13 protein-coding genes and 1 pseudogene are annotated in these 14,485 nt (G+C 70.8%); 3 read left to right on the top strand and 11 right to left on the bottom strand.

Going from position 1 to position 14,485, the window contains the following annotated elements; genetic code table 11:
• Positions 1-18: 18 nt before the first annotated feature.
• The 4 genes and pseudogenes from OHA73_RS36005 to tatA all read right to left on the bottom strand — a co-directional run.
• Complete coding sequence (locus OHA73_RS36005) at positions 19-1,083, bottom strand: acyltransferase family protein (RefSeq protein WP_327657227.1); 1,065 nt, start codon at positions 1,081-1,083, stop codon at positions 19-21.
• Positions 1,080-1,661 carry a TerD family protein gene (locus tag OHA73_RS36000; protein WP_327657226.1) on the bottom strand — a complete coding sequence of 194 codons (582 nt, stop codon included), beginning with the start codon at positions 1,659-1,661 and terminating at the stop codon, positions 1,080-1,082. The genes OHA73_RS36005 and OHA73_RS36000 overlap by 4 nt, the downstream gene beginning before the upstream one ends.
• 91 nt (positions 1,662-1,752) lie before the next feature.
• On the bottom strand, positions 1,753-2,328 hold the full coding sequence (locus tag OHA73_RS35995; RefSeq protein ID WP_267068449.1) for a TerD family protein: 576 nt from the start codon (positions 2,326-2,328) through the stop codon (positions 1,753-1,755).
• Between the two features lie 69 nt (positions 2,329-2,397).
• Positions 2,398-2,559 (bottom strand): annotated as a pseudogene (tatA, locus tag OHA73_RS35990) (Sec-independent protein translocase subunit TatA); the annotation flags it as partial.
• A gap of 114 nt (positions 2,560-2,673) precedes the next feature.
• On the opposite strand from tatA, the gene OHA73_RS35985 reads away from it, so the two are divergent.
• Complete coding sequence (locus OHA73_RS35985) at positions 2,674-4,167, top strand: LCP family protein (protein ID WP_443063168.1); 1,494 nt, start codon at positions 2,674-2,676, stop codon at positions 4,165-4,167.
• 52 nt (positions 4,168-4,219) lie between these two features.
• Here OHA73_RS35985 and mgtA read toward each other — a convergent pair whose 3' ends face one another.
• The 7 genes from mgtA to OHA73_RS35950 form a co-directional block, all read right to left on the bottom strand.
• A complete protein-coding gene (mgtA, locus tag OHA73_RS35980; RefSeq protein WP_327657224.1) occupies positions 4,220-6,796 on the bottom strand; it encodes a magnesium-translocating P-type ATPase in 2,577 nt (858 codons plus the stop codon).
• 10 nt (positions 6,797-6,806) lie between these two features.
• On the bottom strand, positions 6,807-7,169 hold the full coding sequence (locus tag OHA73_RS35975) for an ArsR/SmtB family transcription factor (protein ID WP_266715755.1): 363 nt from the start codon (positions 7,167-7,169) through the stop codon (positions 6,807-6,809).
• A gap of 87 nt (positions 7,170-7,256) precedes the next feature.
• Positions 7,257-7,796 (bottom strand): MSMEG_1061 family FMN-dependent PPOX-type flavoprotein, encoded by a 540-nt coding sequence (locus tag OHA73_RS35970; protein WP_327657223.1) that lies wholly within the window; start codon positions 7,794-7,796, stop codon positions 7,257-7,259.
• 90 nt (positions 7,797-7,886) lie between these two features.
• Complete coding sequence (locus OHA73_RS35965) at positions 7,887-8,702, bottom strand: ABC transporter permease (RefSeq protein WP_327657222.1); 816 nt, start codon at positions 8,700-8,702, stop codon at positions 7,887-7,889.
• A 12-nt stretch (positions 8,703-8,714) separates the two neighbouring features.
• A complete protein-coding gene (locus OHA73_RS35960; protein WP_443063167.1) occupies positions 8,715-9,581 on the bottom strand; it encodes an ABC transporter permease in 867 nt (288 codons plus the stop codon).
• 1 nt (position 9,582) lies between these two features.
• Positions 9,583-10,794 carry an ABC transporter substrate-binding protein gene (locus OHA73_RS35955; RefSeq protein WP_327657221.1) on the bottom strand — a complete coding sequence of 404 codons (1,212 nt, stop codon included), beginning with the start codon at positions 10,792-10,794 and terminating at the stop codon, positions 9,583-9,585.
• Positions 10,795-10,822: 28 nt separating this feature from the next.
• Positions 10,823-11,887, bottom strand: coding sequence for an ABC transporter ATP-binding protein (locus OHA73_RS35950; RefSeq protein ID WP_267068454.1), 1,065 nt, complete (start codon positions 11,885-11,887; stop codon positions 10,823-10,825).
• 296 nt (positions 11,888-12,183) lie between these two features.
• Between OHA73_RS35950 and OHA73_RS35945 the strand changes: the two genes are divergently transcribed.
• Both OHA73_RS35945 and OHA73_RS35940 read left to right on the top strand, forming a co-directional pair.
• Entirely contained in the window at positions 12,184-12,543 is a 360-nt protein-coding gene (locus OHA73_RS35945; RefSeq protein ID WP_266719036.1) for an SsgA family sporulation/cell division regulator, read from the top strand.
• A gap of 263 nt (positions 12,544-12,806) precedes the next feature.
• Positions 12,807-14,456: an ABC-F family ATP-binding cassette domain-containing protein gene (locus OHA73_RS35940; protein WP_327657220.1), complete on the top strand. Its 1,650-nt coding sequence runs from the start codon at positions 12,807-12,809 to the stop codon at positions 14,454-14,456.
• Positions 14,457-14,485: the final 29 nt, after the last annotated feature.

Genomic DNA, 14,485 nt, shown 5'->3' with positions numbered 1-14,485 from the left:
CTATGAGTTGACGGGCTGTCAGCCGCTGCGCGCCACCTCGGCCGCGTCCCGCTTGAACGCCCACTCCATCTTCGGCTCCATCACGAACCGGAACGTCCGCTGCACCGGTGGTGTGCACAGCGCGGTGATCACGGTCGCCGCGATGAGTGTCACCACGATCTCGCCCCACGGGGTGTGCACCCAGTCGACCTCGTACCAGTCCCAGAAGCGGGAGCCCTTGGCGAGGAAGCCGTGCAGGAGATAGCCGTAGAGCGTGCCCGCGCCGAGCGCCGTGAACCAGAGCCTGCGCCCCGGCACCCACGCGAAGAAGCACGCGACCAGGATCGCCGAGCAGCCGAACATGGCCAGCGTCATGGCCACACCGGTCCAGCCGGGAGCGCCCAACTCCTGGGCGCTGTCGCGGCGGTAGAACCAGGCCGCGTTCATCCGCGGCACCGCCCAGTACGCGAACAGCAGCGCCGCAGCGAAGACCGGCACCGCGAGGATCCGCGTCTCCTTGCGGCGCACCAGCTGGAAGTGCTCCGGCTTCAGGCACAGTCCGAGGACGAAGAACGGCAGGAACTGCAGGACGCGTTGCAGGTCCAGGTCGTCGCCGATGCTGGGCGAGACGGAGGCGAGCGCCGCGATGGAGAGCGCCACCGGCAGCGGCCACCGGATCACCTTCCACAGCGGAGTGGTCAGCCGCCAGACGAAGAGCGCGATCAGGAACCAGGTCAGGTACCAGGGGTCGAGCAGGCTGATCGGATAGTCCGGGTCGTCGCCCGCCGTCCGCTTGAAGAGGGTGTAGGCGACCTCGAAGACGACGTACGGCACGGCCACGCCCGTGATCAGCCGCCTGAGCCGGCCGGGGCTCGCGTCGAAGGAGCGCGAGAAGTAGCCGGAGATCACGATGAACGCCGGCATGTGGAAGGCGTAGACCGTGGTGTAGAGCGCGGCCGCCGCGCGGCTGTCGTCGCGCAGCGGCTCCCACGCGTGCCCCATCGCGACGAGCACGATCGCCAGGTACTTGGCGTTGTCGTGGAACGCGTCCCGGCCCTTGGCCGCCCTCACCTCCGTACGGGCCGGGGCGGTCGTCAGGCTCACAGGTGGCGGGTGATCGCGGGCATCAGGTCCTGGAAGGTCCGGCCCGCCGCCGGCTCCCCGATCGCTCTCAGCTTCCAGCCGGCGCCCTCGCGCTGGACCTTGGCCATGATCTGCGCGGTGTGGCCGCCGCCGCCCGCGAGGGTGTAGCGGGCGAGTTCCTGCCCGGTGGTCTCGTCGACGAGGCGGCAGTGCGCGCTGCCCACCTCGGCGAAGGTCTGGCCGGTGAACGAGTTCACGGTGAAGACGATCTGGTCCACCTCGCGCGGGACGCGCGGGAGTTCGACGGTGATGGACTCGTCGTCGGCCTGCCCGGTGCCGCCCACGAGGTTGTCGCCGCTGTGCCGCACCGAGCCGTCCTCGCTGACGAGGTGACGGAAGAAGACGACGTCGACATAGCTCTGCCCGGCGAAGAGCACGGCCGAGGCGTCGAGGTCGATCTCACGGGTGCCGGTCAGCTTGGCGAGGAAGCCCTTGCGGGGCGCGGCCTGCCAGCCGAGTCCCATCCGTACGACGGTCAGGGCGTCGCCGGAGTCCTTGCTGAGGCTGATCTGCTGGCCCTTGGCCAGGTTCACGGACATGCGGTGCCTTCTGGTCGGGCGGTCGGATGGTGTCGTACCAGGCGCCGCCCGCCCCGCTCATGGGGCGGGCGGCGCCGGAGCGGCGCGTGCCTCAGACGTTGACGCCGAAGTCCTGCGCGATGCCGGCGAGGCCCGAGGCGTAGCCCTGGCCCACGGCGCGGAACTTCCACTCCGCCCCGTGCCGGTACAGCTCGCCGAAGACCATCGCGGTCTCGGTGGAGGCGTCCTCGGAGAGGTCGTAGCGGGCGATCTCGGCGCCGCCCGCCTGGTTCACGACGCGGATGAACGCGTTGCGGACCTGGCCGAAGCTCTGGCCGCGCGGCTCGGCGTCATGGATCGACACGGGAAAGACGACCTTGTCGATCTCGGCGGGCACCCCGGCGAGATTCACCTTGATGCTCTCGTCGTCGCCCTCGCCCTCACCGGTGAGGTTGTCCCCGGTGTGCTCGACGGAGCCGTCCGGGCTGGTGAGGTTGTTGTAGAAGACGAAGTGCTTGTCCGAGAGCACCTTCCCGGACGCGTCGCACAGCAGGGCGCTCGCGTCGAGGTCGTAATCGGTGCCCGTCGTCGTGCGCACGTCCCAGCCCAGGCCGACCGTCACCGCGGTCAGGCCCGGCGCCTCCTTGCTGAGCGAGACATTGCCGCCCTTGCCCAGGGAAACTCCCACAGCTGCTACCTCCACATCATTTCCAACACTTGCGCAATACTTAAAGTGGCCCGCTTACAGTGGTGCCGCGGTCTCGTCGCTCTCCTTCATGGCCTTCGTCTCGCTCTTGAGGATGCGCAAAGACTTGCCCAGGGAGCGTGCGGTGTCCGGCAGCTTCTTGGACCCGAAGAGCACGATGATCACGACGCCCAGGACCAACAGGTGCCAGGGCTCCAGTGCGTTTCGGAACATGGCGTTCACCTCTTGTCGTGGTCGGACCGCGGCCGGGGTGGACGTGCCACCCCCACAGCCGCGCTTGCTACATTGCGCAACTGTACAACCAATGAGTGGACCGACAGCAAGGGCATGGGTATGGGGCGACGGCGTAAGCGCAGCCGACTGCGGATCACACTCGTGACGGGCCTTGCGATGCTCGTCCTGATCACCGGCGGGGCCGGGTGGCTGTACCTGAAGCTGAACGGCAACATCGACACGTTCGGCTCGGACGGCCTGTCCAGGAACCGCCCCGCCGACACGTCCAAGGGCGAGAACGTCCTGGTGATCGGCACCGACGCGCGCACCGGCGGGAACAGCGATCTCGGCGGCGGCGACAGACACGACATCGGCCGCTCGGACACCGCGTTCCTGCTGCACGTCTACGCCGACCACCGGCACGCCGTCGGCGTCTCCGTCCCCCGCGACACCCTGGTCACGATCCCGCCGTGCAAGCTGCCCGACGGTACGTGGAGCAGCACACGCACCGACGTGATGTTCAACGCGGCCTATACGACGGGCCAGACCGCCGAGGGAAATCCGGCCTGCACCCAGAACACCGTCGAGCAGCTCACGGGGCTGCGCGTGGACCACACCGTCGTCGTCGACTTCAAGGGCTTCTCGCAGCTCACCGACGTGGTCGGCGGCGTCAGGGTCTGCCTGCCGAACGACGTCTACCAGAACGACCTCAACCCGAACCGGCCCACGCAGGGCAAGCGCCTCTTCAAGAAGGGCGAGCAGACCGTCTCCGGGCAGCGGGCGCTCGACTACGTCCGCATCCGGCACGGCATCGGCGACGGCTCCGACATCGGCCGCATCCAGCGCCAGCAGTCCTTCGTCTCCAGCCTCATCAAGAAGATCAAGTCCGACGGCTTCACCCCGACCAGGCTGCTGCCGCTCGCCGACGCCGCCACGAAGTCGATGACCGTCGACCCCGGGCTCGGATCCGCGGACAAGCTGCTCGCGTTCGCGATGTCCCTGAAGAACGTCGACCTGCACAACACCAAGTTCGTCACCGTCCCCTGGAAGTACGAGGGTGATCGCGTCGCCGTCGTGCACCCGGACGCCGACGCGCTGTGGGCGGCGCTCAAGGAGGACCGCACGCTCGACGGCAAGGACGCGAGCGGGAAGAAGGGCGGCGCCAAGGCCGGCGCCTCCCCCAGCGCGAGCGCCACCGATGAGGTCTCCGGCAAGGGCGCCTCCGGGGAGGTCTCCGGCGAGGGCGTCTCCGTCAGCGTCTACAACGGCACCGCCACCCCCGGCCTCGCCGCCGACGCCGCCGCGGCGCTCACCGGCCGCGGCTTCACCGTGCCGGCGACGGGCAACGCCGCGGACCGGGCCCGGTCCACCACGACCATCACCTACGGCCCCGGCGAGAAGGCCCACGCCTCCGCCGTCGCCCGGCTCTTCCCCGACGCCGAACTGACCGCGGGCACGGCGCCGGGCATCGGTGTGGTGCTCGGCGCGGACTACCGGCCGGGCAGCGCGGCCTCGCCGACGCCGACCCCGACGACGGTGCCGTCCGGCGTGGCCGACACCGCGCGCTCGGCCGACCAGGACATCTGCTCCCACCTGTCGTACGGGTGACGGGCCTGGCTGTGGCCTACGGGTGACGGGTCCGGCCGCCCGGGGCCCGCCTTTACGGGAGGTCCGCCCAGCTCCCCCGCCGCCGCAGCAGGACCAGCGCGAGCGCGTACGCCACGAGGACCGCAGCGAGCAGCGGATAGTAGAGCGGCGGCAGGCCCGAGACGCCGAGCCAGGGGCCGAGCGGGGTCAGCGGCAGCAGGATGCCGACGGCCGCGAGCCCCGTCGCCGCCCAGCGCACGGGGCCCGGCGCCCGGCCCTCTGCGGTGCGGCGGCCGGTGCGCAGCAACAGCATCACGAGGGCCTGGGTCAGCAGGTTCTCGGTGAACCACCCGGCGTGGAAGCCCTGTTGATCGCCGAGGTCGAGGGAGCCGGGCAGGCACAGGGCGAGCGCGCCGAAGGTCGCGAGGTCGGCGAGCGCGCCAAGCGCCCCGAATCCGGTGATGAAGCGCAGGAAGGGCCGGGGCCGCAGCACGGTGGGGCGGCGCAGCGCGGCCGTCCGGGGCCGGTCGAAGGCGAGCGCGAGCTGGGCCGCGTCGAAGCACAGGTTCTGGACGAGGACCTGCGGCGGAAGCATCGGCAGGAACGGCAGCAGCAGGCCCGCCGCGAGCATCGCGATCACGTTGCCCAGGTTGGAGGAGAGCGTGATCCGCAGGTACGAGGCGATGTTGGCGCTGGAGTGCCGGCCCGCCACGACGGCGTGTTCGAGCGCGGTGAGGTCCTTGTCGGCGAGCACCACGTGCGCGCTCTCGCGGGCCACGTCGACGCCTCCGGCGGGGCAGACGCCGACGTCGGCGGCGCGCAGGGCGGGCAGGTCGTTGACGCCGTCGCCGAGGAATCCGGCGGTGTGGCCGCGGCCGCGCAGGGCGGCGATGACGCGGGCCTTGTGGTCGGGGGTGCAGCGGGCGAACACGGTGGTGCGGGCGGCGAGCTCCCCGAGCCGGTCGTCGTCGAGGTGCTCGATGTCGGCTCCGACGACGACCTCGCCGGGCTCGATGCCCACGTCGCGGCAGACGCGCGTGGCGGTGGCCGGGTGGTCGCCGGTGAGCACCTTGACGGTGACGCCGCGCTCGCCGAGGGCGCGTACGGCGTCGTGCGCGGTGTCGGCCGGGGCGTCGTGGAAGGCGACGAAGCCTTGGAAGGTCAGTCCGCGTTCGTCGGCCGGGGTGTAGCCGCGGGTGCGGGCGGTGCGGTGTGCGGTGGCCACGGCCAGCAGGCGCACGCCGTCGGCCGCGAGTTCCCCGGCCCGCTTCCGCAGTACGGCCCGCTCGTCCTCCTCTACGGCGCAGCGCTCCAGGACCTCCGCCACTGCGCCCTTCACGGCGAGGACGTGCACGCCAAGGGTGCCGGGTTCCTTGACGACGGCCGTCGCCAGGCGACGTACGGGGTCGAAGGGCAGCGCGTCGACCCCGTCGTACGCGTCCCAGTCCTCGGGCCCGGTGGCCGCGAGCAGCGCCTCGTCGAGCGGGTCGGGGTCGGTGAGTTCGGCGGTCTGCAGGGTCCACCAGGCGGAGGCGCCCGCCCAGTGCAGGGCCTCGGGGTCGGTGCGCTCGAGGTCGACGGCGGGCTGGTCGCGGGTGAGGGTGCCGGTCTTGTCGACGCACAGCACGTCGACGGCGCCGAGGTCGTGCAGGGCCGGGAGGCGGCGCACGATGACGCCGTGCGAGCGGGCGAGGAGGGAGGCGCCGCGGGCCAGGCAGATGGTGACGATGACCGGCAGCATCTCGGGGGTGAGGCCGACCGCGACGGCCACCGCGAACGGCAGGGTCTCCAGGCCCCGGCCGCGTACCGCCGCGTTCGCCATCAGGACCAGCGGCGGGGTCAGCAGCATGAAGCGGATCAGGACCCAGGAGATGCCGTGCACGCTGCGGTCGAAGGCGCTCGCGGGCCGGTCGCGCCGCGCATTGTGCACGGCGGCGAACCGGGTGTCGGCGCCGGTGGCGACGACGACCGCGGTGCCGCTGCCGGAGGCGACGCTGCTGCCCTGGAAGACCAGGTGCCCCTCGCCGTCCCCGTCCGGCAGGTCGGCCGGCTCCTTCGGCACGGGCGCGGACTCGCCGGTCAGGGCGGCCTGGTGCACGGTGAGGCCGCGGGCCTTCAACAGGCGTACGTCGGCGGGCACCAGGGCGCCGGGCGCGAGGCGCACCACGTCGCCGGGCACGAGGTCGTCGACCGGTGTCTCGCGCACCCGCGGCTCGTCGCCGGGGCCCTCCCTGCGCTGCACGCTCGCGGTGCCCGCGACCAGTTCGCGCAGTCCGGCGCCGGCCCGGTCGGCGCGGTACTCGCCGTGGGTGCGCAGCACGCTGCTGACGATCACCAGGGCGAGGATGACGCAGGCTGTGCCCCAGGAGGCGACGAGCGCGGAGACGAGCCCGAGGCAGAACAGCACGGTGGTGAAGGGGTCGCGCAGGCTGCGCCACAGCCGCAGCGGCCAGGAGGGCTGCCGGGCGGTGGGCAGGGTGTTGCCGCCGTACCGGGCCAGGCGCTGTTCGGCCTCGTCCGTGGTCAGCCCGCGCGGGCTGGTGTCCAGGGCGCGCAGCGTCTGGAGCGCGGTCGGTCCTTCGGGGGCGGTACGCGGCTGCGGGAGCGATCCGAGGGCGTCGGTCCGCTCGGCCGGTTCGGGAACGGCCACGGGCCGGCCTTCAGGCCCCCGCGCCACGCAGGCGGCGCACCGGCGCCTTCGCCTGCTCGGCGCGCTCGGCGAGCTGGCCGATCATGAGGTGGACCACGCTCACGACCTCGGGATCGTCGACGTAGTACACCTGCCGCCGGCCCTCGCGCCGGGACCGTACGAGGCCCGCGAGCTTCAGCTTGGTCAGGTGCTGGCTGACGGCGGGCAGCGCGCCGCCCACCCGCTCGGCGAGCCCGCTCACGTCGCTCTCGCCCTGCGCGAGCGCCCACACCATGTGCAGCCGCACCGGCGACGCGAGCAGCGCGAACGCCTCGGCCGCTTCGGCGAGCACGTCGGCGGACGGATCCTCGAACCGACTTGCCCTTGCCGTCACTGGCCCACTCCTGTCCCGCGCTCCTGTGTATGCGTACGGGGCAAGTCTAGGCGTGCGTGCACCGTCGCCGGTTCGCGGTGGCCCTGCTCAGGCCCCGCCCTCCCACGTCTCCGGTCGCCAGAGCCCTGCGCGGTTCAGGGACTGCGGGCAGTGGAGGTAGATCTCGTCGATGTGCAGGAGGAGGGCCAGGCTCGGGGGCTCGCCCTTCAGCGCCATGTCCGTGAAGAAGGGGGCGTCGGTGAGGATGCGGGCCCTGCCGTTGATGCGCAGGACGTCCTTGGCGCCGGGTATCAGGAAGAGCAGGCCCGCGTGCGGGTTCTGGAGGATGTTGTGGAAGCTGTCGCCCCTGCGGTTGCCGGGGCGGTCCGGCAGGGCGATCGTGCGGTCGTCGACGACGTGCGCGAAGCCGGGGCCGTCGCCGCGCGGTGACGTGTCGCAGTTGCCGTCCGCGTCGGACGTGGAGACCAGACAGAACGGCGAGCGGGCCAGCAACCCCCGGTCCTTCTCGGTGAGTTTCCCGTGCACCTTCTCGATCACGACGGGCCACGGCTCGCCGAGGATCTCGCGCAGCTGCTCCGGGGAGCGCAACTCCTCGTAGGTGTCCGTGACATGCGGGACGTGCGACAAGCCGACTCCTGGGTCCGGGGTGGTTGATTCCCGCACCTTATACGACGTTAAGTTAGGGTCACCTAACAAGCCTCACGTCACAGCCCCCGGTCACACCCTGCTCCCCGCCGCCGTGTCCGACGACAGCCGCTGCGCCACGTACACGGGGATCACCGACAGCAGCACGAGGACGACGGCCACCACGTTGACCACGGGGGCCTGCTGGGGCCTGGACATGTTGGAGAAGATCCAGATGGGGAGGGTCTGGACGCCCGCGCCCGCCGTGAACGTCGTCACCACGATCTCGTCGAAGGACAGCGCGAACGCGAGCAGTCCGCCCGCCGCGAGCGCGGAGCGCATCAGCGGGAACGTGATGTCGCGGAACGTACGGAAGGTGCCCGCGCCGAGGTCCATCGCCGCCTCCTCGTACGAGCCGGCCAGGCGGCGCAGTCGGGCCGCCACGTTGTTGAAGACGACCACGACGCAGAACGTGGCGTGGCCGACGATCACCGTGAACAGGCCGAGGCCGATGCCGATCGGTTCGAGGACCGTGCGGAAGGCCGTGTTGAGGGCGACACCGGTGACGATGCCGGGCAGCGCGATCGGCAGGACCACCGCGAAGGAGATCGCCTCGCGGCCGAAGAAGCGGTAGCGGGCCACCGCGAACGCGACGAGCGTGCCGAGGACGAGGGCGATCGCGGTCGCGCCGATGCCCGCCTTCAGCGAGGTCCACAGCGCGTCCCGCGCGCCCGCGCTGTGCCAGGCGTCGCGCCACCAGTCGAAGGTGAGGCCGGGCGGGGGCCAGCCCGAACTCCGGTCGGGGTTGAGCGAGTTGATGACGACCAGGAGCAGCGGGACGTAGATCACGGCGAAGCCGAGGACGGCGCCGACGCGGAGCGCGATGCGTGCGGGGCGGGAGAGATGCATGCCTGGCCCCCTTCAGAGGCTGCTGAGCGCGCCCGTGCGGCGCACCGCCAGCAGGTACAGGACGATGACCACGACCGGCACGGTGCCGAGCGCCGCCGCCAGCGGCAGGTCGAGCGTGATGTTCGCGTAGACGAGGTTGCCGATCAACTGCGTCTTCCCGCCCACGATTTGGACCGCGATGTAGTCGCCGAGGCTGAGCGAGAACGTGAAGACGGAGCCCGCCGCGACCGACGGCAGGACGAGCGGGAACAGCACCGTACGGAAGGTGCGCCAGGCGCGGGCGCCTAGGTCGGCGGAGGCGTCGAGCACGCTGTCGGGGACGCGTTCGAGTCCTGCGTGGATCGGCAGGATCATGTACGGCAGCCAGAGGTAGGTCAGGACGAGGACCGTCGCGACAAGCCCGTAGCCGGGGGCATTGAGGCCGAACGGCTTCAACAGCCAGTCCAGCAGGCCGCCTTGGGCCAGCATGACGCGCCACGCGTACGCCTTGACCAGATAGCTCGCCCACAGCGGCGTGAGGATCGCGACCACCAGCAGCGGGCGCCATCGGGGCTTCGCGACGCGCGCCGTGTAGAAGGCGATGGGGAACGCGATCACGATGCACAACGCCGTCACGCCGAGCGCGACACCCACGCTGCGCAGGGCCACTTGGCGGTACACGGCGGTCGTGAACAGCGCCTTGAAGTTGTCCAGCGTCCACGTCCGCACGATGTCCGACGTGAACGGGTCCGTGGTCCACAGGGCGGAGAGGAACAGGACCGCGAGCGAGCCGAGGTAGGCCACGACCAGCCAGGTGAGGGGCGCGGCGAGCAGCAGGGACAGGCGGAGCCGGGGGCTGCGGTGCAGCGCCCCGGCGGCCCGCTTCGTGGTCAGTGGCACGTCACCCCTTGATCTCCGTCCACGCCTGCACCCACTTCGCGTACGGCACGCACTTGGTGTCGGTGCGGCCGTCGAGGCACTGCGGGATGGGCGTGGTCCAGAAATGGACCTTCTTCCAGTACGCGGCGTCGTCGGCGTGATAGGTCGCGCAGTGCTTCGGGTCGCTGGTCTCCTCGCAGGCCTTCGCGTTGGCGGGGGCCTCGCCGAAGTACTCGGCGACCTGGGCGTTCACCTTCGGCGAGACGATCCAGTCGAGCCATTTGTAGGCGCAGTTGGGGTGTTCGGCCTTGGCGGACACCATCCAGGTGTCGGACCAGCCGGTGGAGCCCTCCTTCGGGAGGACGGCCTTCACGGGGGCCTTCTCGCCCTGCGCGGTGTTCAGGATGACCTGCCAGCTGGTGCCGACGACGGAGTCGCCGCTCTTGAACGCGGAGACCTCCTTGAGGTAGTCGCTCCAGTACTCGCCGATGTTCGCGTTCTGCTTCTTCAGCAGGGCCACCGCCGCGTCGAACTGCTTCTGGTCGAGCGCATACGGGTCCTTGATGCCGAGGTCCGGCCGGGTCTTCATCAGGTACAGGGCGGCGTCGGCGATGTAGATCGGCGAGTCGTACGCGGTGACGCGGCCCTTGTGCTGCCCGGCGTCGTCGAAGACGGCCTTCCAGGAGTCCGGCGCGGGCTTCACCTTGTCCGTGCGGTACATGAGGAGGTTGGCGCCGCGGCCGTGCGGGATGCCGTACGCGACCTTCTTCACCGAGTTCCAGGGCTGCATCTTCAACCCCGGGAACACATCCCGGTAGTTGGGCACGAGCTCGGTGTTGACCGGGGCCGCGTCACCGGACGCGATCAGGCGCAGCGAGGCGTCGCCGGACGCGGAGACGGCGTCGTACTGGCCCGTCTTCATCAGGTTGACCATCTCGTCGGAGGTCCCGGCGACCTTCGTGGAGACCTGACAGCCCGTCTGCTTCTCGAAGGGGTGCACCCAGTCGACCTCGGGGTCGTTGGAGCCGTCCTCGGCGTAGCCGGCCCAGGCGATCAGGTTGACCTTGCCCTCGGTCTTGCCGAGGGACTTCGGGGCGGACATCTTCGGCGGGGTGAAGCCCTGCCCGCCGGGCGCGCTCTTGCCACCGCCGCCGTCGTCGGAGGAGCCACAGGCGGTGGCGAGCAACAGCCCGCCGAGCGCGGTGGCGGCCATCAGGGTCCGGGTTGCGCGCACGTGAACACTCCCAGGTCGTCGGGGTGACTCAACTTGGCTGGTGCAGAGGGACGTTGTGCCGCCGGTGCCAGCGCAGCAGGACGCGGGCGCCGGGCGTCGCGGGAGCGTCCGCCGTGTCGGCCGCGTCGGCTGCGGTTCCGGTGTTCTGGCGTACGACGACGAAGCGCACGCCCGCGTCGGTGTCGACGACGACGCGGGTGCTGTCCCCCAGGTACACGGCGTCGGTCACGGTGCCACGCACCTCGCTGTGGTCGGCGCGATCGTGCTCGGCCCCGGCGTCGAGGACCCGGATCTTCTCGGGTCTGACGCCGAACGTCCCGGGTTTCCCCACGAGCAGTTCGGCGGCGGATCCGGTGAGCGTGTTGGAGGTGCCGACGAAGGACGCGACGAAGGCGGAGGCCGGGCCCTCGTACAACTCCCTTGGTGTGCCGACCTGTTCGACGCGTCCCGCGTTCATGACGGCGACGCGGTCGCTGAGGGCGAGGGCCTCGGCCTGGTCGTGGGTGACGAGGACGAAGGTGATGCCGACCTCGCGCTGGAGCTCCTTCAGCTCGATCTGCATCTGTTCGCGCAGCTTGAGATCGAGCGCGCCGAGGGGTTCGTCGAGCAGCAGGACGCGGGGGCGCACCACCAACGCCCGTGCCAGGGCGACGCGTTGACGCTGGCCGCCGGAGAGCTGTCCCGGTCTGCGCCCGCCGAAGTCCTCGAGCCGCACGGACGCGAGGGCGGCGCGGACCCGCTCGGCCTGCTCCCGGCGCGGGACGCCGCGCACCTTCAGGCCGTAGGCGACGTTCTGCTCGACGTTCATGTGCGGGAACAGGGCGTAGTCCTGGAAGACGGTGGTGACGTCGCGCTCGAAGGGGGCGCGCCGGGTCACATCCTCGCCCGCGAGGTGGATCGAGCCGCCGGAGGGGGCCTCGAAACCGGCCACGAGCCGCAGCACGGTCGTCTTGCCGGACCCGGAGGGCCCGAGCAGCGAGAAGAACTCGCCCTCGGCGACGTCGAGTTCGATGCCGTCGACGGCCCGCACCTCGCCGAACGACTTGCGCAGCTCCCGCAGCCCGATCGCTGCGCCCTCCTTGGCGGTGGCCATAGTCGTAGATCATGCACACTTCAATGACAGCCACAAGGGTTCGGGCGCATGCCACCCGGCTCGGCGAGCACTCCCCCACCCCAGAGGGTGCCGATGGTCACACCAGCACCACGGTTGAACCCGGTGACAGAGGTCACTCGAATTTCGTCCGGCTTCAGGCGCACGGATTCCCTCATTCCGCCGTCTATTCATATGAGGCCGTGCAGTGGTCCCACCGTCCAGCCGTCACAAGGGAGCAGGCGTTGTCCGTCATCGAGCAAGCCGTCGAGGCCCGTCTCGTCGCCGCCGCGCCGCGCATGGCGCACATTCCGGCGACTCTGCGTTACGACGTGCGCGACCCGTTCGCCGTGCGCATGTCCTTCCCGGCCCCGGCCACACTCGAAGGCGTCGCCGTGAGCTGGACCTTCGCCCGTGAGCTGCTCGCCAGTGGGGTGAGCAGCCCGGCGGGCGCGGGCGACGTGCGGGTGAAGCCGTACGGGTACGACCGCACGGTCCTGGAGTTCCACGCGACGGAGGGGACGGCGATCGTGCACATCCGCACCGGAGAGCTGCGCCGCTTCCTGGCGGAGACGACGGAGCTGGTGCCGGTCGGCGAGGAGGCGTCGCACGTGGACGTGGACGCCGACCTGGAGGAGCTGCTGCGGGACGCCTGCTGAATCAAATCCTTTGACGTCCCCTGGAGGGGCTCCTATCGTGGTTGACGGTTCTGTTGCCGTCGATAGGAGAAGGACGTTGCTCCACTGAGGTCCTGAGACACCGCGCAAGTGACGCAGTCGCGTCATGTCGTCGTGCGTGTGCGACCTCGGTATCCCGAGCCGTCCTCCCCGCCGGAACAGGCCTTTTTTGTGGCCCTCGCCCCCGCGGTGTCTCGAACGCGTTGCATCCCACCGTTCACACCGAGCAACCGCGAGGCCACCTCATGTCACATCCCCACAGCTTTTCGGGCGCCGCTCCCGCCTCCGTCGCCTGCACCGCCCTCGACTTCGCCTGGCCCGACGGCACCGGCGTCTTCGACGACCTCCAGGTCGCCTTCGGCCCCGGCCGCACCGGACTCATCGGACTCAACGGGTCGGGGAAATCAACCCTGTTGAAGCTGATCGCCGGTGAGCTGACCCCGGTCGAAGGCACCGTGCGGGTGTCCGGCGAGGTCGGTTACCTGCCGCAGAACGTCGCCCTCGACACGGCGCTCCGCGTCGACCAGGCGCTCGGCATCGCCGGCACCCGCGCCGCCCTGCACGCCATCGAGGCCGGCGACGTACGGGAGGAGCACTTCACCGCGGTCGGCGACGACTGGGACGTCGAGGAGCGGGCACAGGCCATGCTCGGCGAGCTCGGTCTCGGCCACATCGACCTGGACCGCACGATCGGCGAGGTCTCCGGCGGCGAGTCCGTGCTGCTGCGGCTCGCCGCGCTGCTCCTGCGCCGCCCGGACGTGCTGCTGCTCGACGAGCCCACCAACAACCTCGACCTGCGCGCCAGGCAGCGTCTTTACGCCACCGTGGAGGCCTGGTCCGGGGTCATGATCGTGGTCAGCCACGACCGTGAACTCCTCGACCGCGTCGACCAGATCGCCGATCTGCGCGACGGCGAGGTCGCCTGGTACGGCGGGAACTTCTCCGCGTACGAGGAGGTGCTCGCGGCCGAGCAGGAGGCGGCGGAGCGGATGGTGCGGGTCGCCGAGTCGGACCTGAAGAAGCAGAAGCACGAACTGACCGAGGCCCACGTCAAGCTGGCACGGCGCAAGCGGTACGGCCAGAAGATGTACGACATCAAGCGCGAACCGAGGGCGGTGATGAAGCTGCGCAAACGGTCGGCCCAGGTCTCCGCGGGCAAGCACCGCATCCTGCACGAGGAGAAGCTCGCCGAGGCGAAGGAGCGGCTCGACGAGGCCGTGGAGGCGGTGCGCGACGACGACGAGATCCGCGTCGACCTGCCGTACACGGCCGTACCACCGGGCCGCTCCGTACTCACCCTGCGCGAGCTCCAACTCCCTTACGGGGCACGGGTGGACGGCGAGTGGGAGCTGCGCGGTCCCGAACGCATCGCGCTCGTCGGGCGCAACGGCGCGGGCAAGACGACACTCCTGCGCACCATCGCGGGCGAGCTCGAACCGGTCGCGGGCGAGACCCTCGCGCACGTGCCGCTGCGGTTCCTGCCGCAGCGACTCGATGTGCTCGACGAGGAGCTGAGCGTCGCCGGGAACGTGGCCCGGTTCGCGCCGGACGCCACCAACAACCGGGTCCGGGCGCGGCTCGCCCGCTTCCTGTTCAAAGGGGCCAAGGCCGACCAGCCGGCGGCGACCCTGTCGGGCGGCGAACGCTTCCGTGCGGCGCTCGCCGCGCTGATGCTCGCCGAGCCCGCGCCGCAGCTGCTGATGCTGGACGAGCCGACGAACAACCTGGACATCGGATCCGTGCGCCAGCTGACGTCGGCCCTGGAGTCGTACGAGGGAGCGCTCATCGTGGCCAGCCACGATCTGCCGTTCCTGGAGTCGATCGGTGTGACGCGGTGGCTGCTGATGGACGGGACGCTGCGGGACACGACGCTGGAGGAGGTGCGGGCCTCGTAACGCAGAAACGGTGGGATACCCGACAAAAG

It is taken from the genome of Streptomyces sp. NBC_00483 (genome assembly GCF_036013745.1).
GTDB lineage: Bacteria > Actinomycetota > Actinomycetes > Streptomycetales > Streptomycetaceae > Streptomyces.
Note: the sequence above shows the minus strand (reverse complement) of the source record. Positions and strands in the feature narration are given on the sequence as shown.

What these genes read in the sequence shown, in the direction of transcription:
- OHA73_RS35965 (WP_327657222.1), bottom strand. Translation starts at nt 8,702, where the DNA reads ATGCATCTCTCCCGCCCCGCACGCATCGCGCTCCGCGTCGGCGCCGTC.
- OHA73_RS35940 (WP_327657220.1), top strand. Translation starts at nt 12,807, where the DNA reads ATGTCACATCCCCACAGCTTTTCGGGCGCCGCTCCCGCCTCCGTCGCC.
- OHA73_RS35945 (WP_266719036.1), top strand. Translation starts at nt 12,184, where the DNA reads ATGGCGCACATTCCGGCGACTCTGCGTTACGACGTGCGCGACCCGTTC.
- OHA73_RS36000 (WP_327657226.1), bottom strand. Translation starts at nt 1,661, where the DNA reads ATGTCCGTGAACCTGGCCAAGGGCCAGCAGATCAGCCTCAGCAAGGAC.
- OHA73_RS35985 (WP_443063168.1), top strand. Translation starts at nt 2,674, where the DNA reads ATGGGTATGGGGCGACGGCGTAAGCGCAGCCGACTGCGGATCACACTC.
- OHA73_RS35950 (WP_267068454.1), bottom strand. Translation starts at nt 11,887, where the DNA reads ATGGCCACCGCCAAGGAGGGCGCAGCGATCGGGCTGCGGGAGCTGCGC.